Source organism: Pseudomonas sp. CYM-20-01 (assembly GCF_023169845.1).
GTDB lineage: Bacteria > Pseudomonadota > Gammaproteobacteria > Pseudomonadales > Pseudomonadaceae > Aquipseudomonas > Aquipseudomonas azotoformans.
The window spans coordinates 4,593,753-4,616,233 of record NZ_AP025169.1 but is presented as its reverse complement, the minus strand read 5'-3'; the positions used below and the strand labels follow the sequence as shown (position 1 = coordinate 4,616,233).

General features: G+C 54.1%; 16 protein-coding genes and 1 pseudogene. 11 read left to right on the top strand and 6 right to left on the bottom strand.

From position 1 onward, the window contains the following. The first annotated feature begins 80 nt into the window (after positions 1–80). From M2497_RS20725 to M2497_RS20680, 10 genes and pseudogenes are all read left to right on the top strand, one after another. Positions 81–1,031, top strand: a complete 951-nt coding sequence (locus M2497_RS20725; protein ID WP_248482772.1) for a CBASS oligonucleotide cyclase — start codon at positions 81–83, stop codon at positions 1,029–1,031. Further along, positions 1,028–1,519 carry a hypothetical protein gene (locus M2497_RS20720; RefSeq protein WP_201019098.1) on the top strand — a complete coding sequence of 164 codons (492 nt, stop codon included), beginning with the start codon at positions 1,028–1,030 and terminating at the stop codon, positions 1,517–1,519. Before M2497_RS20725 ends, M2497_RS20720 begins: the two co-directional genes overlap by 4 nt. Beyond that, positions 1,516–2,412 (top strand): ATP-binding protein, encoded by an 897-nt coding sequence (locus M2497_RS20715; protein WP_201019099.1) that lies wholly within the window; start codon positions 1,516–1,518, stop codon positions 2,410–2,412. Before M2497_RS20720 ends, M2497_RS20715 begins: the two co-directional genes overlap by 4 nt. After that, a complete protein-coding gene (locus M2497_RS20710) occupies positions 2,412–3,575 on the top strand; it encodes a hypothetical protein (RefSeq protein WP_248482770.1) in 1,164 nt (387 codons plus the stop codon). The genes M2497_RS20715 and M2497_RS20710 overlap by 1 nt, the downstream gene beginning before the upstream one ends. Next, positions 3,572–4,114, top strand: a complete 543-nt coding sequence (locus tag M2497_RS20705) for a 3'-5' exonuclease (RefSeq protein ID WP_201019101.1) — start codon at positions 3,572–3,574, stop codon at positions 4,112–4,114. The genes M2497_RS20710 and M2497_RS20705 overlap by 4 nt, the downstream gene beginning before the upstream one ends. A gap of 315 nt (positions 4,115–4,429) precedes the next feature. Next, positions 4,430–7,483 carry a toll/interleukin-1 receptor domain-containing protein gene (locus M2497_RS20700; protein WP_248482768.1) on the top strand — a complete coding sequence of 1,018 codons (3,054 nt, stop codon included), beginning with the start codon at positions 4,430–4,432 and terminating at the stop codon, positions 7,481–7,483. 166 nt (positions 7,484–7,649) lie between these two features. Next, positions 7,650–9,620: a TRAFs-binding domain-containing protein gene (locus tag M2497_RS20695; protein WP_248482766.1), complete on the top strand. Its 1,971-nt coding sequence runs from the start codon at positions 7,650–7,652 to the stop codon at positions 9,618–9,620. Between the two features lie 107 nt (positions 9,621–9,727). Then, positions 9,728–10,903, top strand: coding sequence for a patatin-like phospholipase family protein (locus M2497_RS20690; protein ID WP_248482764.1), 1,176 nt, complete (start codon positions 9,728–9,730; stop codon positions 10,901–10,903). A gap of 48 nt (positions 10,904–10,951) precedes the next feature. Continuing rightward, complete coding sequence (locus M2497_RS20685) at positions 10,952–11,746, top strand: hypothetical protein (protein ID WP_248482762.1); 795 nt, start codon at positions 10,952–10,954, stop codon at positions 11,744–11,746. A 552-nt stretch (positions 11,747–12,298) separates the two neighbouring features. Further along, a pseudogene (locus M2497_RS20680) lies at positions 12,299–12,481 on the top strand (lysis protein); the annotation flags it as partial. 206 nt (positions 12,482–12,687) lie between these two features. Here the strand turns inward: M2497_RS20680 and M2497_RS20675 are convergent. The 3 genes from M2497_RS20675 to M2497_RS20660 form a co-directional block, all read right to left on the bottom strand. After that, positions 12,688–14,343, bottom strand: a complete 1,656-nt coding sequence (locus M2497_RS20675) for a toll/interleukin-1 receptor domain-containing protein (protein ID WP_248482760.1) — start codon at positions 14,341–14,343, stop codon at positions 12,688–12,690. Between the two features lie 696 nt (positions 14,344–15,039). Next, the gene (locus M2497_RS20665; protein ID WP_248488285.1) at positions 15,040–15,531 is read right to left on the bottom strand and encodes a hypothetical protein; all 492 of its coding nucleotides are present in this window, start codon (positions 15,529–15,531) and stop codon (positions 15,040–15,042) included. A 90-nt stretch (positions 15,532–15,621) separates the two neighbouring features. Then, positions 15,622–17,076 carry a site-specific integrase gene (locus M2497_RS20660; protein WP_248482758.1) on the bottom strand — a complete coding sequence of 485 codons (1,455 nt, stop codon included), beginning with the start codon at positions 17,074–17,076 and terminating at the stop codon, positions 15,622–15,624. 420 nt (positions 17,077–17,496) lie between these two features. Here M2497_RS20660 and M2497_RS30710 point away from each other — a divergent pair, with 420 nt between their 5' ends. Beyond that, on the top strand, positions 17,497–18,810 hold the full coding sequence (locus tag M2497_RS30710) for a PAS domain-containing methyl-accepting chemotaxis protein (RefSeq protein WP_282578398.1): 1,314 nt from the start codon (positions 17,497–17,499) through the stop codon (positions 18,808–18,810). Between the two features lie 64 nt (positions 18,811–18,874). On the opposite strand, the gene M2497_RS20645 is transcribed toward M2497_RS30710, so the two are convergent. From M2497_RS20645 to M2497_RS30705, 3 genes are all read right to left on the bottom strand, one after another. Then, positions 18,875–19,465, bottom strand: coding sequence for a TetR/AcrR family transcriptional regulator (locus M2497_RS20645; RefSeq protein WP_248488235.1), 591 nt, complete (start codon positions 19,463–19,465; stop codon positions 18,875–18,877). A gap of 11 nt (positions 19,466–19,476) precedes the next feature. Continuing rightward, on the bottom strand, positions 19,477–21,117 hold the full coding sequence (locus M2497_RS20640) for an AMP-binding protein (RefSeq protein WP_248482756.1): 1,641 nt from the start codon (positions 21,115–21,117) through the stop codon (positions 19,477–19,479). Positions 21,118–21,182: 65 nt separating this feature from the next. Continuing rightward, the gene (locus tag M2497_RS30705; protein ID WP_282578397.1) at positions 21,183–22,475 is read right to left on the bottom strand and encodes a methyl-accepting chemotaxis protein; all 1,293 of its coding nucleotides are present in this window, start codon (positions 22,473–22,475) and stop codon (positions 21,183–21,185) included. Positions 22,476–22,481: the final 6 nt, after the last annotated feature.

The following is a 22,481-nucleotide window of genomic DNA, read 5'->3' as shown; positions in this document are numbered from 1 at the left end:
TCGTCACGGGCACTCGCCATTCACGGGTACCCAAACCAGCGGATGGTCAGGGTTTTAACTCTCTATGACGGGTATTCCCCATGTCTTTGAACAACACCGAAATACGTTATTACGACGGTAACGTGTTGCGCCTTCCCGCTGAGAAGCGCACGGCGTATCACCAGCAAGTTGATCGACTGATCTCTGAGTTGAGCAAAAAACTTAAGGATCAGAACAAAATCACCATCACGAAGGTCGTGAAGGCTGGGTCATTCGCCAAGTTCACCATCCTGCGTCAAACCACTGAAGATCCGGTGGATGTCGACGTTGTGTTTTACATCTCTGGTCGTAATGTCGATCACGAAACGCTGTCGAGCCTGAATCAGCTCATCTTCGACGCATTGATCACCTTGTACCCAAACAAGTCGGTTGAAGACTTCGAGATCCAGCGTAAGGCGGCGACCGTGACCTTTGTCGGTTCGGGGTTGAGCGTGGACATCGTCCCGGTCATCGAAGATCCCCAAAACGCCAATTACGGCTGGCAGTTCGATATCCATGACGGAACCCGGGCACAGACTTGCGCACCTTGCCAGATCAAGTTCGTGCGTGATCGCAAGAACATTGACCCTGATTTTCGCACCTTGGTGCGGCTTGGTAAAAAGTGGCGCAATCGCATAGAACTCAAGCCCTTAAAATCGTTTGTTATCGAACTGATCATGGCTCACGTACTTGCCACCAACGGCAAGGAAGGTTCGATCGAAAAACGCTTCCGTGACTTTCTGCAGTACATCGCCCAGTCCGAACTCAAGGAGGTCATCACCTTCCCGGAAAACGGCACCGTGACCTCGGTCTTTAGCGATCCGGTAGTGATACTTGATCCAGTGTGCAACACCAACAACGTAGCCAGCCGGATTTCCGAGGGCGAGCGCAAGGAAATTGTGGAAGCCGCTCTTAATGCCTGGCAAACCGCTCATTTCGCATCAACAGAAGACGACCTCGAGCTTTGGAAAGAGCTTTTCGGGCCGCGATTTAAAGTCAAGGAGCCAGCATGAGTCAGACCTACACTTCAACCGAAACGTATTCCGTTGTCGACGTGGAACTGGTAGCTCGCCGGGTCAAAGCAGATCTGATCATGATTGCCAGCAGCACCGGTGCGGTGTCTGAGGACAAGGCCAAGGAATGGGCTCACGACGTCGAACTGTTGGCCAAGAATGGTTATTTAAAGATGGTCGACCTTACTTTGTTCAGCAATAACGTGGAGCACAAGGCTATTCAGTTCAAGGTCAATACCGAGTCAGGCGATCTCACCATGAGTCGGCCTGGTGCGCTGTGGCCGAGGCTGCCGAATCCAGACCTGCGTATCGTTCTCTTCTATACCGCAGCCTACGATGCGGCGGCGAAGGAGAAGATGAGTGGCAAACTGTTGATCGGCTGGACCCCCACTAGCGCGGATACCAGTCACTCAACCCTGACTTCTGGCAGCGGCCGTGATTACGTTAGCAATGGATATGGCATGCAAAGAAAGGACTTCAGTCGATGAGCCACCCCAATATTTTTGACAGTAAAACACCACTGCCTGATGACACGCTGCAGGCTCGAGAAAAGAATCTGCTCGGATTCGACGCGCGTTATCAGAAAATCAACGAACAACTGCGCTTGTTATTGCACCTCGATAAGCTGGCAACTTGGAGTCAGAAACATCACCGCACTGCGCTTGCCCTGTGCAACCTTGTGGCTGAGCAATACCCACTAGTCATTTTCCACGGAGACGTCGGCACTGGCAAAACCGCGACGGCTGAATGCATTGCCAATCGGTTGGCCCGGGAGTCACGTACAGAAGACTCGTTGCTGTTCAAGCTTAGCAATCGCGTCCGTGGCAGCGGTAAGGTTGGAGAAATGGGGACCCTAGTGACCCAGGCGTTTGCTGAGGTCATTGCGTCGGCGGGTAAGACCCGGAGGGCGATTCTGGTGATCGATGAGGGGGACTCACTGGCCGCTTCTCGCTCTCAAGAGCACAGTCATCACGAGGACAAAGTGGCGGTGAATACACTGATTCAGTGTATCGATGACCTGCGTAACCATGGCGGTCGGATCGTCGTATTCCTGTGCACCAATCGCCTGTCGGTACTGGACGCGGCCTTACAGCGTCGTGCAGCAGTGGTGGAAGAGTTTCTGCGACCTGATGACGATGAGCGACGGGCCCTGCTCAAGATGGATTTGGATGGTCTTAGCCTCAATGCTCGACAAATCGAAGGGCTTGTGGCAGCGACAGGTCCCCGCGACAAGCAGCCCGGCTGGACATTTTCTGACATTCGCACTCGCCTGTACCCAGCAGCGTTGGCTAAGGCTTTTCCCGATAAGCCGCTGACGTATGAGCTCCTGCAGGAGGCGGCAAGCTTGTTGCGACCGTCCCCGATTTTGGAGGACAAGTAATGGCGCTATCATCATTGTTTGGTCGACGCATTCATTTGGCGGGCAGTATTGTCGATGATCCCGCGATAGCTTCGGTAACTGAAGTCACTCGTGCCCGCGAGACGGTGGTGGCGCTGGTCAAGGAGTTGATGCGCAAGGGAGCGACATTCGTCATCCCGGTCGACGCGGAAAAGAAGCGATCGGACGGCTTACCCATTTGTTTTGATTGGCTCATCTGGGAAACGATTCACCAAAATATCCACCTAAGGCCCTCCGACGCCCCGAGCCCGTTGATCGTCGCGGTTAAGCATCACAAGAACGAAGATCAGATCCCCGACGAGTTTATCGAACTCTGGGAAGCGCTAAGAGGATCTTCGCTGGTTCAGATCGAAAGTGCGGCGCACTGGAACATGAACAGCAAACGGATGGAGACCCAAGCTCGCCACGGCGATATTCTGATCGCTCTGGGAGGCGGCGAGGGAGTCTTGTACCTGGCCAATCTCTATCACGATGCCGGAAAGCCGGTCATTCCGATAAACCTCAAACTGGTGGCGCCGAATACCGGGGCACTGAGGCTGTTCGAGTTCGGCACTTCAGGCAACCACGCCCGGCGCCTTTTTCATGCGGACAGCAGCACATCTTCGCAGAGCTGGCTGAATCGGATCGAAATGCCGGCGCGCAAATCGGTCCAGGACGGTGCGCGTGACATTCTGGAACTGCTGGAGGCGCTTATCCCGCCCAAGGCCTTTGTCGTCCGGTTGCTCAACAGCTCCCATCCTGAGTACGAGGATGTACAAGCCTTTTTTGACAACGTGGTGCAACCCGTCATGGAGGGTGAGCTTGGTTACAAACTCGAAGTCGTCGACGGCAAGCAAGCGTATGACTTCGCCCGTATCGATCAGGAGATTTTCACCAAACTTCATCGCAGCAGTGTAGTGCTCGCTGACATAACCGGGCTTCGTCCTAACTGTTTTCTGGAACTGGGTTACGCGCTAGGTCGAGGTTTGCCAACCATGGTGTTGGCCAAGTTAGGTACCGAGCATCCGTTTGACATCTACTCGCTGTCAGGACATCACTGGAAAACCACAGGCGGTAGCGAGGAGCGCAAACGCGAGTTTCGTACCCACTGGAACGCCATTAAAACGCGCCCCCCCCTTGTTCCCACAGAGCCTCTTATCCCATGAGCAGCAAACGCGAAGTTTTCATTTCAATTGACGTTGAGACCGCAGGTCCGATCCCGGGTGAATACAGCCTGTTGACCATCGGAGCCTGCGGCGTCGACGATCCGAACCAGACCTTTGCCTGCGAGTTGAAACCGACGACGCTCAATGCCGACCCAAAGGCGTTGGAAATCACAGGGCTTTCGCTTGAGCGCCTTGCCAAGGAGGGGCTTGATCCAGAGCAAGGTATGCGAGCTTTTAAGGAGTGGGTGGCGCAGATGACAGGAGAAGACTCAATACCGGTTTTTGTGGGGTTCAACGCACCGTTTGATTGGTCATTCGTGAACTATTACTTCCATCGGTATCTGGGAGAAAATCCTTTTGGTTTCGCTGCGCTGGATATTAAGTCTATGTATATGGGCGCGACAGGATGCAAATGGGCGGATACTCGCTCCAGTAGAATCGCAGAGGCACTTAATCCGAAGCGAGAAGGCGATCATGACGCGCTACACGATGCCCTTTACCAGGCCGAGCTTTTTCGTCTTACTCGTAAGCTGATGTAAGACGAGTAATGCTTGTTCCACTATTTAGAGTCACGGGGCAGCCACACGCCCCGATAGTTAACACCTGCGCTTGATTTGGGTGGTGCTATCCATGATTTTAATACTCGCGCCGTCGTTGTTTTGGAATATCGCTGCAACCTCGTGCATGTACTCTCGAACTATGGCTAGGTACTGCTATAGCATCGTCAAGTCACTGCCTTGAGCGGAAAGATTGTTGTTTGTAGCCAACTCAGTACTGGATTTTCTCGCGGCAGCCAGTAGGGAGTACAGCTTCGGTGACGTGTTAGATGCAAGTATTAACTATCTGAGTAAGCCATGGAAGAAGTACGAAGCACCTGTACTAATGTTCGAAAGTATCGGGCATTCATCAGCTATTCTCACGACGATGGCGAGGCCGCAAAATGGTTACACAACGCCCTTGAGACATGGAAGCTGCCATCAGACATACGGGCGCTGGTGCGCAAGCAACGGGGGGATTTGCTTCGTCTTTTTCCTGTCTTTATCGACCACGGAGAGTTGTCAAGTTCGCCCAGTCTTCGGCAGGCGCTCAAGCAAGCACTGGACAATTCCGATGCCTTGATCGTGCTTTGCTCACCCAAATCGGCCGAGTCCGGATGGGTGAATGAAGAGGTTCTGCATTTCAAGCGCACCAGACGAGGCGAGAAGATCATCACCGTCATGGTCGATAGCGCCCCAAAGCGCACGAATCATGCGTCGCCGAGTGACGAGTACTTTTGTCCGGCGTTGCGCCATCCGTTAGGTCAAGACGACGAGCTTGAAGTGAGTCTGCGTGAGGAGCCTCTTGCAATCGATATGCGTGAACGCTCCGGCATTAGTCGTCGGGACGTATTGCTCAAGGTTATCGCCGGCATTTTGGGGGTGGATTTTGACCAGCTAAAACGGCGCGAACGTAACCGTAAGCGAAACTGGTGGATCGCCTGCTCGGTACTGATTTTTGCCGGGTTGATGTTACTGGTCTGGAGTCTTTATTCGAAAGATCAAGCCAGGAGGGCCGGGATCGAACGTCAGTCGCTTGAGCTGCTGTCCATTGCGGATGCGCGCTTTCGCCGTCTTGACTACGACGACGGAAGTGACTTTCTGCAATCGTCGATCAAGTTACGCCAGGGACTGGGACAGGCGCCGTCCTCGGAACAGTTGGGACTGATCTACCGGACACTGCTGGACAAGCGGGTCAGCATGCCATTCAGCGAGGTGACGACAAAGTACGATTTACAGAGCCTGGCCCAAGGCTCCGTATTTTTGGTGCTGTTAGAAGGTGCACGTGTCGCGCTGATCAATAATGCTGATCCGAGTGTGCTGAGTTACATCGACATGGCACCGGTTCTCGAGCATTTCCTTCAGCAAGGTATGAGCGCCACGGACCTGCAAACGGCGCTGCAGGGACAAAGAGTCGAAGCCGACACGCAGGGCCGCAAGTTGTACCTGCTGATCAAGAATCAGCTGTTTACCTTCAATATGGATAGCGGGAAACTCCAGGACTCGCTGGACCTCGTTCAGGAACGTGACTTTTCGAGTATTCCACTGAATCAACGAACGGACTTTCACCTGTACTGGGTCGGTGCGCAGTTGATTGTCGAGTTCGGTCAAGAATCCAATTCCGTTGCCTTTCGGCTTCCCGGTGGCGGCTGGAAGGTGATTAGGGGTCGTAGCGTCTCTGATTGGGACGATCACACCGGCGACGTTTACCTGAATGATCAGGGGCGGGCCATTGAGCGCTATCGAGATGCTCAACTGCAGGGGCGTCTGCCCATCAATGTGAATCGAGATTTTGTCCTGGGAACTCGAAACGGTTTGTTGAGCGTTATCGACATTTCAACAGCGGGCACGTCAGTGATCATGCTCGAGACTGAAAAACTCAAGCCCCTGTGGCGCTGTCATATCGTGTCGGGGAAGGTCCTTCAGGCCGACCCTATCGCTGCTGATCAGTTGCTGGTGCAAACCGAGTCGCCCGCCATGCTGTGGCTATACCGCCGCGACGAGCAGGACTGTCATGTCGTGGGCATCTATCCCAGTGCTGCAACATGGTTCGATTACGTGCCTGAGTGGCGGCAATTGGTTCTCACGCAGTCGAATGGCAGTGAATGGGTCAGGGTCACCGATGATGGTTTCGAGCGGGTTGCGCAGCTGCCTTATTCGCGTGCTGCCATCACACCCAAGGGCGAGGGGTATGCCGTCCACAATGAAAAGCTGCTGAAAGTCTGGCCTCAAGGCCGGTTTTTTGGAGAATCGTTGAAAGGGAAATATGGGGCGTCTGGGAAGACTTCAATGTTCTTCGCTACGACCGATGGCATACGCGCGATCGCGGCAGGTAGTGACATCGTGCCCGAAGCGCATTGGGTGCGCTCCTTTAGAGGCAAGACTTATCAGCTGTCAAATCAGCACGGTGAAGTTTTGAAGGAACTCAATCCGGTGATTGATGAGATAACGATTGACGCGATTCTCAGCCGCGAATCGTTCAATCAGCACTCGCCATCGAACCGTGATGGAATGAGTCGCATGCTGGCTCAGAGTTTTCGCGAACACGGCATTTTTTGGCACTCGCCCATCCTCGACCATGCCTGGAATGGCGACATCTACGGTGAGTCGTTCGATGTGCTGACTCGCATCAATATAAAATCCAACCAATTGCAGGTACTGCCTGCGCCCGCTGGCAGTCATTCAGTCAACGAAGCAACTGGCGAGGTGTGGACCCGAAGTTCGCTGGACGGGGACTCGTTGACCTATCTGCCGCCGCAGGCCCAAAACGCTACGGAGATCGAAGGCAGCTCGGCCTATTTTTCCGTGGGCCTGGGTGAGTCGCCTTGGCACAGTCTTCGCGGCCAATCCGGTCTTGTATTTTCGGCCGATGGTCACGACACGCTGGTGTTCAACACTGACGGCCGATGGGCGATTATCGACGCTCATCAATTGCAACCGGCTGTTAGTCCGGCCACTCGGGACCTTGCAATAAAATCGGCGGTTTTCCAGGCACAAGGCTGGCTAATGACAACCCGCGATGATCGCTTGGTGCGGATGTCTACCGACGGCAATACGCTTTTGCAGCAGGCGCCTTTACGCCCGGGTGCCAGTCAGATTGTCGACCTTGGCGACCAAGGTCTCGTTCTTGTGCAAACGAGTGAAGGTGTCGCCTTACACGATGCCGTGACCCTGGCGGAAGTAGCGCTGATACCCGGTTACACGGAATTTCATGCCCTGGGCGCTGGTCAGCAGGTACTGCTGGCAGTGAGTAACCGTGAGGGTGATGAAAAATGGAACATCTATCGATTGCCCGCCTTCGGTAACCACCTGTTGGAGCGAGTGGATGAACTGCGTCTGACACAAAGAAGTCCTGCTCCGCGATCCCATTAAGCTTTCTGGACCTGTAATCAAAGATCAACGAGCAAGTGAAGAGCGTGGCCAGGGCGTTGTTGATGTCAGGGAATTGTTGATCCGTATTTCTACCCTATATTGATGAGAACGGTGCTTATTGCCCAAGGCAAACGTTCCATGTAGTTCCCATTTCAAGGAGAAGCGCTTGAAGCTCCACGCCTTTGTCGCCATGCCTTTTGGTACTAAACCGGCGCATGACGGGAAAATGATCGACTTTAATCGCGTATACGCCGAGTACATCGAACCGGCGTTGCGTGATGCCGGTCTGGAAGTGTTCCGCGCTGATGAAGAGCTCCGAGCGGGGGACATTCGTACCGACATGTTCCAGGAGTTGTTGATGGCGGATGTCGTTATCGCCGACTTGACGCTGGACAACCCCAATGTCTGGTATGAACTCGGTGTGCGACATGCGCTTCGTGCGCGGGGTGTGGTGCTTGTCCAGGGACCGAGACAGAGCCAGCCGTTTGATATCTACACTGATCGCAAATTGCGTTACAACCTGAAGGACGGCGCCCCTGACCCAGCGACGCTGGCTCTCGATCGCAAGTGTCTCACTGACATGGTGCGTGAGACGCTTGACGCTTGGCATGGGCGCAAGGTGAGTCCGGTGTATAGCTTGCTTCCGCACTTGTGCGAGCCTGACTGGAAAAAGCTACTGCTTGAACAACACAACGAGTTCAGCGCTTCCTATAAGGAGTGGTCCAATCGGCTGGAAATAGCACGGCAGAAAAGGTTGGCGGGTGACATTCTCGTGCTGGCCGAGGAAGCGCCGACAGTGGCGTTGCGCATCGAGGCAAAAAGCGCGGCAGGGGACGCACTGCTCAAGCTTCGGCATTACGATTTCGCGTTGGAGCAATTTAACGCCGTACTGGCTCTCGATCCGGCGAACAAGTTTGCGCGTGAGAAAAAAGCGATTTGCTATGGTCGTCTTGATCGCAAGGTTGAGGCGAGAGAGGCGATGCGCCATCTGACCATGGACTATCCAAACGATCCGGAAATCCGGGCGCTTGCCGGGCGTGTGGAGAAGGAGAACTGGATCAATCGTTGGCGCTCTCGGGGCTCTACTCCGACAGAATGGATAGGCGCCGCGCGGTCGCAGGACTCGGCGCTGACTCAAGCCATCGAGCCGTACTACAAAGCGTTCAGCAACGCCCCGGATCACTACTATTCCGGTATCAATGCACTGACCTTGAGCGTTCTGCGCCGTCATCTCGGAGCGGAAACCAGCGCCACAGCGATTGATCTGTTGACCGGGGGCGTGCGCTGGTCGAGCTTCGCTGCACGAGAGCGCAACCGCAAGGATTACTGGGCTCAAGCGAGCTATGCCGAGTTGTGTTTATTGGTGAGCACGCTTGAGGACGTGAGGAAAGAGTATCGAGCCACTGCCGCCGCTACGAATCATGACTGGTTCGCGCTGGACTCCATCCGCCAGACACTTTGCCTGTTGCGCGATCTTGAGTTCCGTCCCGCCGAAACAGCCGTCGCGCTCGATATCATCGATCAGGAAATAGCCATTAGCTCCCCCCCATTCGAACCGCGCCAGGTATTCCTCTTCAGTGGTCATATGATCGACACCCCTGATCGTGCGGTTCCTCGCTTTCCGGCAGACAAGGAAGCCGTTGCTGCAGAGAGTATTGCCGCAGCGCTCAAGAGCTTCGGTGCGGGCCCCGGTGACCTCGCGTTGGCGCAAGGTGCATGCGGTGGTGATCTGTTGTTCCTCGAAGCGTGTCAAAAGCTCGGCGTGCGCCTGCAACTGATGCTGCCACTTCCCGAGCCCGAGTTCATTGAACGCTCCATACTGCCCTCCTTGGGTGGTGAGCAGTGGCGTACCCGCTATTTCGATCTCAAGAGCCAGACAGAGGTGGTGCTGCGTATCATGCCGACCGAACTTGGTTCGCCACCCAAATCGAGCCCCGATGAAGCCATGAGTCCTTTTGAGCGCTGCAACCTGTGGTTGCAATACAGTGCGCTTGCATGGGGGGTAAACAAGGTGCGGTTTATCTGCCTGTGGAATGGCAGCGGTGGCGACGGACCGGGTGGCACCGAGCATATGTACAAGGAAGTGAAGCGCCGGACGGGGCGAGTAGCCTGGCTGGATACACGCAAGCTTTGGTAGGGCGGCGATTGAATCGACTGCGTATCGGCAAATATGAGCTACACCTGTCAATGTCCGGAATTCACTGACTCACCCTGAGCCGCCAACCCAATATCTGAGCATTCGCCATGAGCCAACAACTGGTCAGCCGCATCGAATCTGCTGAACCGAAGAAAATCCTTGCCTGTGACGGCGGTGGTATTCGCGGACTGATGAGCGTCGAGATCCTGGCCAAACTCGAAGCCGATCTGCGTATCGCTAAAAATGCGCCAACGCTGGTTCTTGCCGATTTCTTTGATTTTGTTTGCGGTACCAGTACCGGTGCAATTATCGCTGCGTGTATTTCTGCGGGGATGTCCATGGACGATATTCGTGCGTTTTACGTGGGCAGCGGCAAGGACATGTTCGACCCCGCATCGGTTTTTAAACGTCTGCAGTACACCTACAAGGCCGATCCCCTGGCGACAAAACTGCGTGCGGAACTGGACCGGGCACTGAAACATTCGTCGACACCACAAGAGCCCAACGCCACGCTGGGTAGTTATGGGCTACGCACGTTGTTGATGATGGTGCTGCGCAACCACACCACCGACTCACCCTGGCCGGTGTCCAACAATCCTCGTGGAAAATACAACCAGCTTCAGCGCAAAGACTGCAACCTGCATTTGCCGCTATGGCAGTTGCTGCGTGCTAGCACCGCGGCTCCGACTTATTTCCCGCCCGAAGTTGTAACCTTTGCCCCGGATACCGATGCTGAGTACCAGTTTGTTTTCGTTGACGGAGGCATCACGACGTACAACAACCCGGCCTTCCTGGCGTTTCAGATGGTGACTGCCGAACCTTATGCGATTAACTGGAAAACGGGCGCCGACAAATTGTTGATCGTTTCGGTCGGCACCGGCAGCGCCGCTGAAACCTGGCAGGATTTGAAGGTGAGTGACATGAACCTGGTTCATTACGCCAAAAACCTTCCGGGGGCACTTATGAACGCGGCCAGTGCAGGGTGGGATATGGCTTGCCGGACGCTGGGGGCGTGTCGTTTCGGAGGGGCGATTGATCGAGAGTTTGGCGAAATGATGATGGTGGAAGACAACGTCAAATCGACCTGCCCGAACTTGTTCAGCTATGTGCGTTACAACCCTGAGTTGACCCGGTCCGGGCTGGATAGGCTAGGTCTCACAGACGTCGACCCCGCTACCATTTCGAAACTGGACTCAGTGGCGAACATTCCGGATATCCAGCGTGTTGGTGTGTCGTATGCGGCGCGGAGTGTCTCGCTCTCACATTTGAAAGGTTTCGTGTAATTCATTGTGCGTCCCGCGGTCGGGATTTGCGTAACGAGGTCAGGACGTATGCCTCAACACTTTATTCACTATGTGCCTAGGCGAATCGTATTGCGATTCCCTGATGATCCCAATCATCCCTGGTTCGCAGGTGTACAAGACCTCGACGCCGGTTTTTCCCGCCCGAAATTTCATGTCAGTCGCCGTAAAACCGGACCCACACAGCAGGTGAGAAAGGGGGATACGATTTGGATCCTTGGGCAAATTTTTTCACCGTGGGGGGCTCTTCCACCCGGGCTTGACACGCGCATTGAAGTTAAACACGTTGAAAGGTCAGACGATGGGAAATTTCGGTTTATTGCAACGAAGCACTCGCATTGGTTTCCGTTATCCAATATTTTACAGGTTCTTCCTGAGCTTGAATCGGTAACGGGACAAGGCCGTATAAACCCAGTGTTCAAAGATCTTGAGGCCCCCATTGGCAGGAGCTTGCAGAGTATGCGGCTTTTGGCCTCGGCTGATCCTTTGGAGGAGCATCTTGGGAGGCTAAGTCTTCAGCCGGTAAACTTCATCAGCTACCGGATTTGCGATGGCACCCATTCTGCGTTCATAAAGACGCAGGCGCTTCTCGCACAGGGGCAGGCGGTCTTCTGGGATCGATGGTGCCTTCCTCGCCGACTGGCAGAGCGACGTGAGTTGGTCGGTAGTGAGGTGCTGGATCGCCACCTGATGAAGCAACTTGCGTCAGCGGAGGTGGTATGGGGAATCCAGTCCCCCGCTTATTCGGCGCGGGGTAGTTATTCGGCGAAAGAAAAGCGCAAAGCTGTTCGCCTGGGTACTTATCAATCTGTGCCTGACTTTTAACTACGGGCATTTAAGCGCGAAAGTTACACAGTGGCACTAAACATGATTTCAACAACGACTACCTCGACAGCTTGCGCAGCACCGGGCTCAGTTCAGCGACCGAGTTTCATCACGATTTGCTCGAACTCTATTCGACGTTTTTGAAATTCTGTGATTCGTGCATAAATGGCTGGTAAAATACATCTATCAATTTCCGCTAAAAGTGCATCATCGTTAACGTATACATGCGGCGTGAGTACGGAAAGATACCCGCCGAAGTCTGAAAACAATGTATAGGGAGTAGCCTCCGCCGAAATCAAGGGTTGAACGGGGACCGACGGGAGCATGGGAATAATTCGTTGAAGTTCCTGCGGGATGCTCTTCGGGTCTGTTATATCAGCTAAGATAAAGCATGACATGTGAGCTAACAGCCTGTTGGCGCTGGTGCGATTTTGACCTAGGCTGCTGATTTTGACTGCCCCACATGCTATCTTCGAAATCACCCGCGAGTTCATCATTTTTTGAGTAGTCGGTGGGGCAATGAATTCCGGTTGCCTGGGTCAAAATCGCACCAGCGCCAACAGTTCAATGTCAGCCACCCCCTCCGCCGGCAGTGTGGTTCATGGTCCCACAAGAGCCCAACTTGACCCGGCGCATGCACAACGAATTATCGACATCACCGATGCCGGCGACCAAGGACTGATCACCCCGGCGACCTGTCAGACTTACGCCAAAGAAGTCTCAACACCGAAGTAAAAAAGAGCGTTCGGGCGGGATGTGTCAACATCCAGCCCGACCGCCGTCCCTGCAGAATGTCCCTGCTAGTCCAGCCGAGTCTATTACTCCATACATGAAGCTCGCCTTGCCTAGAGCCTGTTTATCCAGACAGTAAAGGTCTTGCTTTATATGTCTACTATCACCCCGTGGATAGGCAGCAAATGCCGTCTGGCAGGCGCTGCGAATTATTTTTCATCAGTATGCGTGGATTCATTCTCGTCGATTTGCTCCTCCGGATCTTCCGGGTTTTTTTCGATATCTTCGCTTTTTGCGTTACCTAGGTCATATAACTCATTTTCGATACTGCAATCCTTGAGATCGGCATTGATTAAATTTATCAAGCCATCTTCGTTTTTGCCTACAATGCCAACATCATATACTCCATGGGCTAAGCAGTGTCCTGCATATCGAGAAAACTCGTTGAGGTAGCTATAGTACATCGAGGTGTATCGCTTATAGGAGCCAGGGTAACCCCATGTTTCCCCAACAATGACGTCGGGGTTATCTTTGTGTTTTAACCATTTTATAATAACGTCCGGCTTGTGTTCATATGCAAAGTCATCGTTACGATATTCCTCTTCAGTAGGTTCTTCGTCCCTCACGCCAGCATATTCTAGAATTCCGATAACTCTAAATTCTGCATCATCATATGATAGGTCTCGTGCAAGAAATACCATCGGAAATGCTGCGCCACCGAAAGTTCTCCCCCAATACGTGCCTGCAATCTGTATGCCGATAACCTCCTTTTTTCCTGCTTTCGCTCTATACAAACTCAAATTCATTACGTGGCTTGCAGCTTCATTGATGTCAGCTATGGCACACTCCTGTTCATTGCGAGTCAGGATGTAGAATGGTGAAGGGTCTTCGCATGTGAATCGACAAGCTCCGAAGCATGGGCCTTTATATTTTATAAGGTTGTTAAGTGACTCTCGAAGTATTATGTAATAGTTTCCGGAGGTTTTACCCATCTCTTTTAGTGTGAGGATTCTGCAGTTGCCTTCTTTGCATGTTGTAAATGAAATGTTTCCTATGTACTTCAGGTATCCCATTTTTATAGTGACTGTTGGATCTGCTTGCTCTTTGATTAAATTTCTATAGAATTCAACGGAATTCGTAAGATTTTCCGACCTGCGCTCAGCAATTCCACGTAATTTGGCTTGTGTACGAGTTTGTTTTTCCTGCTCAATCGTTTGTAGGTGTGACTGGTATCCGAACCAAAGTGCTAGTATCGCGACTATAAAAAAAAGTACTACAGAAAAAGAAAGCCCAATCAGCGCTTTTCTCTGTCTATTGTGTTCTCGCCTAACGAGAACGTCTTGATCCACTCCTAAAAGCCCAGCGGTGAGTTTCATAAGGCCGACTGCCCGGCCGTCGCCGATTAAATTTTTCTTGTCGTCTCGAAGAGCTCTTAGATCTACGGCAAGATAATCAAGGTTACGAAGATTTGGCGGAAAGAAATCGTTTTCAATATCTTCTGAATTTGGGGAATTTGGAGAAATTACTGGATAAATTCTATCGCCCTTTCCGAGCTCGATAAATCTTTTTACCTCTTCATTGACCCATGAGCTGCAGGCAGCTGCAGGACTACAAAAAACAATTAATGAGTCGCTTGCCTGTAACTTCTCATTAAGGCGTTCACTAAGTCGCCCTCCACCCGGCAGGTCGGCCCTGTCAATAAATATTGGGTGAAGTGACTCGGGGATATTTCCGTGATTACCTGTTGTTTTTAAGAGGCTCTTTGGTGTTCTGTATCGATCAAGCTTTTTATGTAACCAGTGTGCCGCCGTATGGTCTTTTCGGCTGTAACTTAAAAAAGCATTGTAGTGGTTGTTGTTTGGCATGATCAATGCGCTTCTTAATAGTTATCTTTTTTCGGGCTTTGAGCTATTTATGGTGGCAACCCATTTTGCGTGCTTTTGCGAAATAAGCCCCTCAATTCTGTCAGCCAACAAAGCTTCCGGAGCATCTACCCTAGCGTATGGCACTGCGCTCGATAAATATGTGTATTTTTCGTGTTTGAGCGCTACGTAAGTTGATCTATAGGTGGTCCATACTTGCTGATATCGGTTCAGTTGTTGAATTCCTTCCATGATTAGTAATACCAAGCCAAGTAGCGCTGGAATTTTGTTTAAGTCTGGATTTTCGATGACTGAATCTACTGGAATTAATGCGGATGTTATAGTTTGCATTAGTTTCAAGGTTTTAAATTTGAATTGCGCTGAAATGCTTTTTTTTATCGTACCAAGAAATTTGTTGTTCTAGTCTGTCTATAGGGTTGTAGGGTGGGTGTGGATTATGTTTGGATTTTAAGCTTAAGGTGTTGTCGAATTCCTTAGGTGGCTCATTGTTGTCATTTGTAAGGCTCATAACAAACCTCTGTCTCAGATTTTATTGAATAGTAGTATGCTCAGGTATAGCACCATTTAGAAAAAAGTGCCTATGGAGTCAAGGGGGATGAATCAGATCGTCCGAAATCGTATAATCGCGTCAGTGTCGCTTTCACATATGCGTCCAAGGTTTCCACGGCCGCCGCCGCGTTAACTGCAATGTTCTCTACGCCATTTTCCGAAAGCCACTTGGTAATTTCTTCTATCGCTGCACTTAAAGGGTATAGATTGTGCAAAAGAATAGACAGGCCCCATTCTAGGCCATCGGCGACCTTCGACGTTTTCGCGCTCTTTAGCCATTGACTCACCAGCGCGTGAGGCTCCGTTAATTGATGGGGGGGCTTCAATAGTCCGCCGGAGTATAGGTGAGTTAAAATCAGTGCCAGTCTTGGCGAGCGAGTTGTCATGGTCGAGCACTTGGAGTCGGACATTGCCTTCGACCTGAGGAGGTTTGGGTTTGCGTTGTCGCTGCTTTTCCGATTTGGCCCAGTGGCCACGCCCAGGGAGAGGGATGCCGGCTTTGCGACAAGCTTTGGCGACGGCGACGTCGGAAACATCAATATCGTGTGCCAGTTTGACCATGGGTATTTGCCATACTTTTTCGAACAGTTCCACGACGGTGAAGCTCACGAATGTGTACATGTAGTCTGTCACCTTTCCTCATCGCGAATTTAAGGTCACAACACAGGGTGTCGCGGATGTTGAAGTCCGGGAAACTCTGGGTGCAACAGCCTATGACGGTGTTCGCGTCTCTGGCTGCGCGTACGCTGGAAAAGACAACATCGACTCGTTTGCCGTGTGCTCGTAGGTCGAGGACAGCACCGCACTGAGTCGATCACCCAACAGGTTCCAGGCGTTTTTTTTCTCGTCGGCATAGTCGTGATGCAAGTAATGACGTCTCACCCGAGAGCCGGCCAGCACATGGTTTTGGCAGCGATCGATGACATCCAGGCTAACGCCTAAGGCTTGCATCATGGTCGCGCCCGTGCGGCGCAGGTCATGCGGCGTCCAGTCGCCGTTTTGGCCGTCGGCAAGGACCAGGGTATCGTTATGGCACCGTCTGGAGAGGGCCTTGCGGTTTTTGAACCGGGCTTGGCGGTCACCCACCTGCTTGCTCACCACTTTCACGTCCACATGTCCGTCATCCTGCTTGTTCGGAAAGCACCACTGGGAGTCTCCCGTCAGGGTCTTGAGTTCCTGAAAGAAATGCAGGGCAAAGGGGGAGAGGAAGACATAGTGGTCCTGTTTCTTGCCGCGAGTGCCTTTGACGTTTTCGCTGGGGAGGAACCAGGTCTGCTGGTCCAGATCGACATTTTTCCATTCGGCTTGGAGCAACTCGCCAATCCGGCACAAGGTGCCCAGGCTGATCCAGAGCGCGAGTTGCGTTTCCTTCTTTAATGGACGAATACCCTCGTACTTTTGGCCCGCGGGGAGGGCGTTGTAATCGGCGGTCATTTGCTGGAAGCGGTTGTGCAGTTCCAACAGCTCCGCCGGGGAAAGGATCCGACTTCGTTCGGCTTCGTAGTCGGCAGGGATCAGGGGAGTGATGTCGACCAGCTCAGTCGGATCGCCCTCAACCAATAACGTCCTCCAAGGTTGGCGCTTTCTGGCCCAGCTGAACATCTGGGTGAGGTCGGCGAAAAAGCTGATCGCTTGCCGGTGAGCGCCGCGGTTGACCACGGTGCGGATCAGCGCCCGAACATCGTGTTCGGATACGCTGCTCACTGCGGTCTTACCGAGTGCTGGCAAAAGGTCCTTGGTAAAGCGTCGTTGCAACTCGGCATTGCCGTCTTTACGCGCGACGCCATCCAACAGCCAGGCCTGGGCCAGATCCTGGACGGTCAGCGTTTGCACCTTCGTCGTTTTTACTTGTTCGGCCTCTACGTTAGCCGCGGCGTAGGCCTGTGCCTTGGCGGTTTTCTTGTGTTCGTTGGGATTGATCTGCTCATCAATGAGCGCCCGGGCCTGGTTACGCGCCTTGCGGATGTCGGTCAGGGATTTGCGCGGCCAGGTTCCGCAGGCGTACTCTTTGTTCTGCTCGCCCCACCGATACCGATAGAAAAAGCTGACCGACACACCGTCCTTACGGACAGAGATTCGACCGGCCAGATTGCCATCCTCCCTGAGGATTCGACCGGCATCTTCAGCGGTCAGTGACTCGAGTTCTTTGATGGTGATTTTGGCCATAAAATGGGTTCCCCCTACTTTTCCCCCCACAAATACGTCGGCTCTTGATGGACGTTACTGGACTCTCGTAGAGCAGAACACCGCTGGAGCTCAAGTAAATACTAGCTTAGAAAAATCCAGAGTAAAATTTCGGAAGCTTTCAAGAAGTATGAAAAAGGAGATGGGGTGCTAGGGGTCGAGTGTTCGAATCACTCCGTCCCGACCATTATTCCTGAGTAAAATCAGACTCTTAAGCCGATCAACTAGATCGGCTTTTTTGTGCCTGCGCAAAACTCCCCGGTGATTTCGCTGATGTTCAGGTCCGCAACTGCCTTGGACCAGATGATTTCCTCACGGGGCCAGCGGTCATTCTTGGTCCACGCCCTCAATTTGTGCCATGAGATGCCGATACGATAGGTATGACCCAAGAGGCGATTTCCTATGTTCAATGCAAGCCTTAAGAAACAGCTTCAATCTCAGAACAGTGAACTGTTAGAGCTTCGCCAACTGCGCGATGGCCTGGATCGTGAAATGCTGACGTTAAGTATCGATCCCTCATTTAACATCATGGCCTGCAACGAAAACTTTGGAAATACGCTGGGCTATGCTCCGGATCGGCTTGTAGGTCGCCCCATGGCCGAGATTGTTCCCCAGTACGTCTCCAAGCTGCCGTGCTTTCATAACTTTCGAGCTGCAGTGGCCGCGGGGAAGTCGATCAGCGACGATTACAGATACCTTCATGCCGATGGTTCGTTGGTGTGGATTCATGCACATTGGCAGCCCATCATGGACGCGAGCGGCCAGCTGAGCCACATCACTTGCTACGCGACAAACATTACGTCCCGAGTAGAAAAAGCCTCGGAAAATGCCTCATTCATCGAGGCGTTGTTACGTTCTACCGCGGTGATCGAGTTTGATCTCTCTGGGCATGTACTGACGGCAAATGATCAGTTTTTACAAGCCATGGGCTACAACCTGGGACAAGCAAAAGGGAGCCATCACCGTGTTTTCTGTAAACCGGAGCTGACTTCGTCCCAGGAGTACAAGGACTTCTGGGCAAAGCTGAACAGAGGTGAGTTTGTCGCTGGCCGGTTCGAGCGTATAGACAGTCGCGGCCAAACGGTGTGGCTGGAGGCAACCTACAATCCGGTTTACGACACCGAAGGCAATCTTTGCAAAGTGGTGAAGTTCGCGACGGTAGTGACCGATCAAGTGGACCGTGAGCATGAAGTGAGCGGGGCAGCCCAAACGGCATTTGAAATATCTCAGCAAACGGATGTCAGCGCTCAACGAGGCGCAGTCGTCGTCAACGACACGATGCATACCATGCGTAAAATCGCGGTTGATATGCAGGCGGCCTCTGGGGGAGTAGAAGCGCTGGGCAAACAGTCATTGTTGATCAGCTCAATTATCCAGACGATTAGCAGCATCGCGCAGCAAACCAATCTTCTGGCTCTGAATGCGGCGATTGAAGCGGCTCGCGCAGGTGAGCAAGGTCGAGGATTTGCCGTTGTGGCTGATGAGGTTCGACAATTGGCTGGACGGACCAGCACAGCGACTGAAGAAATCGCGTCGGTTGTCTTGCAGAATCAGAAGTTGGTCGATGAAACCGTCGCTGAGATGGCAAACAGCAAGTCCCAAGCCGAGCAAGGCCTTGAGCTTGCCACTCAGGCAGGCCAGGTGATTGTTGAAATTCAGGACGGTGCCAAGCGGGTGGTCGACGCCGTTGGCAGGTTTGCGACCCAGGTGGCTTAGCCCGCGGGACGGTTCGCCAAAGCTGGGTGGGTCTATCATCACCCAGCGCAGCGCATCTCGCCGTTCAGGGCGACGTGTTGGAAGGAAGCGCGTTTATCGCGTGTAGTACTGCTTCGGCGATGGTCTTTGCGATCACTCGACGCTGAGCGTTATCGATCATGGGGCTCAACCATGCAGGCAGGCTATTGAGCATCGGCAAAATGGCTGTGAGCGCACACTCGCGCAACGGCCCGCCAGGCTGATGGCAAGCCTGGTCGACCCATTTTATGAATTCTGCCTCATAGGCAAGCTTCAATTGCTCAACGCGTGCCTGCATTGCTGCGCCTAGACAATTGGCATCCATGACGGCCAACTTGAAGTGCACAGTCATGTGGTCATACAGTTGGATGTGAGCGTCGATCAGTGTTGTCAGGCGTTGCGCGGGCGTCAATCTTCGCGTTTTGATCAAATCAACATGCGACAACAACGCCTGATACAGCTCCATCAGCCATTCAAACAGCATGGCCTCTTTACTCTCGACGTGATGATAAACCGCTCCCGGGCTTATGCCGATATGCGCCGCCAATTCACGCACGCTCACTTGGCTGAAACTGCGCTCCTTGAACAACTCCAGGGCTCTGCGCTGAAACTCCCTTCGGCTCAGCACAGGAACCATCCGCCCGTGAGTCATGTGTCGAGTGCCTGCTGTTTGGCTATTTCCTGGCTGCGCAGAATGAACCGCTGCAGCTTTCCACTTGGCGTCTTGGGTAGTTGTTCGACGAACTCGATTTCCCGCGGGTAAGCGTGTGCAGCCAGGCGCTCTCGCACGTGCAGGCGCAGGACTTCCGCCAATTCGGCGCTGGGCGAGTACTGGCCATTCAATACGATAAATGCCTTGATCAGCTCGGTGCGCTGCGGGTCGGGTTTGCCGACCACGGCGGCCTCGACCACCGCCGGGTGTTCGATCAGCGCGCTCTCGACATCGAAAGGTCCGACGCGATAGCCCGAGGTGGTGATCACGTCGTCGTTACGGCCGACGAAGCTGATACTGCCATCGTCATTCAACTCCACAATATCGCCGCTCAAGTAATAGCCGCTGACAAAGGCTTTGGTCGGCATCGCGAAGTAGCCCTTGAACCAGCACAGCGGCGAACGTTCGCGGTCCACCGCCAGCACGCCTGGCTGGCCAGTCGGCAATTCCCGGTGGGCGTCATCCAGCACGACAATGCGGTATCCCGGCATCGCATAACCGGCCGATCCCTCACGTATCGGGTGGTCTAGCCCATGGTGATTGCACAGCACCATGCCGATTTCGGTCTGGCCATAATGGTCGTGGATGACCACGCCGAGCTGTTCGGCAAACCAGCGGATGACTTGCGGGTTAAGCGGCTCGCCGGCGCTGCTGACGATACGCAGGTGACCACGCACGGCGTCGGCGAACTCGTCCCCTGCTGCGATCAGCAGGCGATAGGCCGTCGGCGAGCCGGCCAGGTTGCGGATTCCGTATTTCGCGATGATCCGGCAGGTACTCTCCACCGAAAACGGCCCGTCATAGAACAATGTGGCATGGCCGCATGCCAATGGACCGGTCACCGCGTAATACAGGCCGTACGCCCAGCCAGGGTCGGCGAGGTTCCAGAACGGGTCTTCCTCACGCAAGTCGATGGCATCACGCATATAACCCTTGAAGGCCAGGAGAGCGCTTAAAGGCACTTCCAGCGGCTTGGCCGGCCCGGTGGTGCCTGAGGTGCACATCAGCAAAAAAGGCGCGCTGGCATCCAGCAACGCGGGCGCGCACTCGGCGTGTTGACGATCCAGCGCGCTCCAGAAATCGTAATCGCCTGGGGTCCATGCATGATCGCCGGTCACCAGGATGCGTGGGCAGTCGGGGATGTCGTCCAGCTTGGAACGGTTGTGCACGTCGGTCACGATCCAGCGTGCCTTGGAGCAGCCCAATCGCTGCTCGATCGCCTTTGGACCGAACGCGGTAAAGAGCGGCTGGTAGACTGCGCCGATACGCCAGGTGCCCAAAATGGCGATCAACAGTTCAACCGTGCGTGGCATCAGGCCCGCGACACGGTCTCCGGGCTTGACCCCCTGTTCCCGCAGAAAGTTGCCGAAGCGCGCAGCGTGAGCTTGCAGTTCGCTGAAACGGTAGTGCGTGGCGCGGCCATCCCGCGTTTCGCAATACAACGCCACGGCATTTACGTCGGCGTGTCGGTCGCAGCATTCGACGCAGGCATTCAAGGCATTCAGCTCGCCCTGTAAATCCTGCGCGGCCAAGCGTAAAAAATCGAAGGAGCTCACTGCTGAGTTGTAATCGCGCATAACGTACCTGATTGTTATTGTTGGAATATGTGCGTTGCCCACGCCCGCAGCGCGGGGGCACGTGGTTAGCCGTCTATCATCTCGGCCGCCTGCTGGGTCGCCTGGCTGGTGCGGGTGGCCAGCTTGCGCACTTCATCGGCGACCACCGCGAACCCGCGCCCGGCCTCGCCGGCGCGCGCCGCTTCGATGGCAGCATTCAACGCCAGCAGGTTGGTCTGGCTGGCAATGCCCTGGATGGTGGCGACAATCTGCGTCAGCTTGCTGAGGGTCTCCTGCATCACCCGATGCTGTTGCGCCTGCGTTTCGCGCATCGCACTTTCTTCATGGTGGGCATGGATATCGGTAATGGCGCCCACCACCCTCTGCGGGGAGCCGTCCGGGGCGCGACGTGTTTGCCCGCGGCCGCGAAACCAGCGGTAGGTGCCGTTTTTGTGTTTGAGTCGATAGTCCACGTCAAATGGGGTCCGGCCGCTGCGGTCGTCCACATGGGCGACAAAGGCTGCGATGGCCCGAGCGCTATCGTCGGGATGCAGGCGTGAGGTCCAGCTTTCCAGGGTGTTGGGGAACTCCTCAACCGTGCTGCACCCCAGCAGCCGGCGCATTTGCGACGACCACCAAATGGTGTTTTTCGGGTTCGCCGGGTCGCCCGCTACCACCTCGATGTCCCAGAGCCCGTCATGCAGCATCTCCCGGGAAATATCGAAACGGGTGGCCGCCAGTTCGAGCGTTTCGTTGTGCAGGCGTTGTTCATGAATGTCACGTACGCTGCCACCGATGGCGACCGCGAGGCCCTGCGCATCACGCCGCGACTCACCGCTGATCCTGCACCAGCGATAGTCGTCGCCGGTTGCAGGCTTTATCCGCACGTCCAACGCAAAGGGTGTACGCCCGCTGCGATCGGCCAGATGCCGGGTAAGCGCCTCCCGATGCGCTTGCTGGTCAGCCGGGTGCAACTGTTCACTCCAACGGCCCAGTTGATCAACACCCTGGGGCTGGATCGACGCCGACCCCATCCATTGCAGCGCACAGTCCGGCGCAGGGGCAGTGGTTCCATCGAGTTCCAGCGCCCAAAACAGTTCACCGGCGCCCTGGGTGATCAGGGTCAAGTGCGCTTCCAGTTGGCGCAATTGTGTGTCGCGGCCGGCCAGGCGCTGATCCAATCGGGCGACTTCCAGGCCCAATGCGCGTGTTTGGTCCTTCAGGGTTCGCCGCTCCTGCAGCAGTTGGTCTACGCCGGCCAGGATGCGGCGCAATATCGGGTTATTCGACGACAGCGGCGTGCTTGCCTGGTCAGGCTGCTCCAGCCTGTCGGCGAGCGGCGTCAGTACCCAGCGGTGGGTTCGGCTGAAAAAGAGCATGGAACA

What these genes read in the sequence shown, in the direction of transcription:
- M2497_RS20725 (WP_248482772.1), top strand. Translation starts at nt 81, where the DNA reads ATGTCTTTGAACAACACCGAAATACGTTATTACGACGGTAACGTGTTG.
- M2497_RS20720 (WP_201019098.1), top strand. Translation starts at nt 1,028, where the DNA reads ATGAGTCAGACCTACACTTCAACCGAAACGTATTCCGTTGTCGACGTG.
- M2497_RS20715 (WP_201019099.1), top strand. Translation starts at nt 1,516, where the DNA reads ATGAGCCACCCCAATATTTTTGACAGTAAAACACCACTGCCTGATGAC.
- M2497_RS20710 (WP_248482770.1), top strand. Translation starts at nt 2,412, where the DNA reads ATGGCGCTATCATCATTGTTTGGTCGACGCATTCATTTGGCGGGCAGT.
- M2497_RS20705 (WP_201019101.1), top strand. Translation starts at nt 3,572, where the DNA reads ATGAGCAGCAAACGCGAAGTTTTCATTTCAATTGACGTTGAGACCGCA.
- M2497_RS20700 (WP_248482768.1), top strand. Translation starts at nt 4,430, where the DNA reads ATGGAAGAAGTACGAAGCACCTGTACTAATGTTCGAAAGTATCGGGCA.
- M2497_RS20690 (WP_248482764.1), top strand. Translation starts at nt 9,728, where the DNA reads ATGAGCCAACAACTGGTCAGCCGCATCGAATCTGCTGAACCGAAGAAA.
- M2497_RS20685 (WP_248482762.1), top strand. Translation starts at nt 10,952, where the DNA reads ATGCCTCAACACTTTATTCACTATGTGCCTAGGCGAATCGTATTGCGA.
- M2497_RS20675 (WP_248482760.1), bottom strand. Translation starts at nt 14,343, where the DNA reads ATGCCAAACAACAACCACTACAATGCTTTTTTAAGTTACAGCCGAAAA.
- M2497_RS20665 (WP_248488285.1), bottom strand. Translation starts at nt 15,531, where the DNA reads ATGTACACATTCGTGAGCTTCACCGTCGTGGAACTGTTCGAAAAAGTA.
- M2497_RS20660 (WP_248482758.1), bottom strand. Translation starts at nt 17,076, where the DNA reads ATGGCCAAAATCACCATCAAAGAACTCGAGTCACTGACCGCTGAAGAT.
- M2497_RS30710 (WP_282578398.1), top strand. Translation starts at nt 17,497, where the DNA reads ATGTTCAATGCAAGCCTTAAGAAACAGCTTCAATCTCAGAACAGTGAA.
- M2497_RS20645 (WP_248488235.1), bottom strand. Translation starts at nt 19,465, where the DNA reads ATGGTTCCTGTGCTGAGCCGAAGGGAGTTTCAGCGCAGAGCCCTGGAG.
- M2497_RS20640 (WP_248482756.1), bottom strand. Translation starts at nt 21,117, where the DNA reads ATGCGCGATTACAACTCAGCAGTGAGCTCCTTCGATTTTTTACGCTTG.
- M2497_RS30705 (WP_282578397.1), bottom strand. Translation starts at nt 22,475, where the DNA reads ATGCTCTTTTTCAGCCGAACCCACCGCTGGGTACTGACGCCGCTCGCC.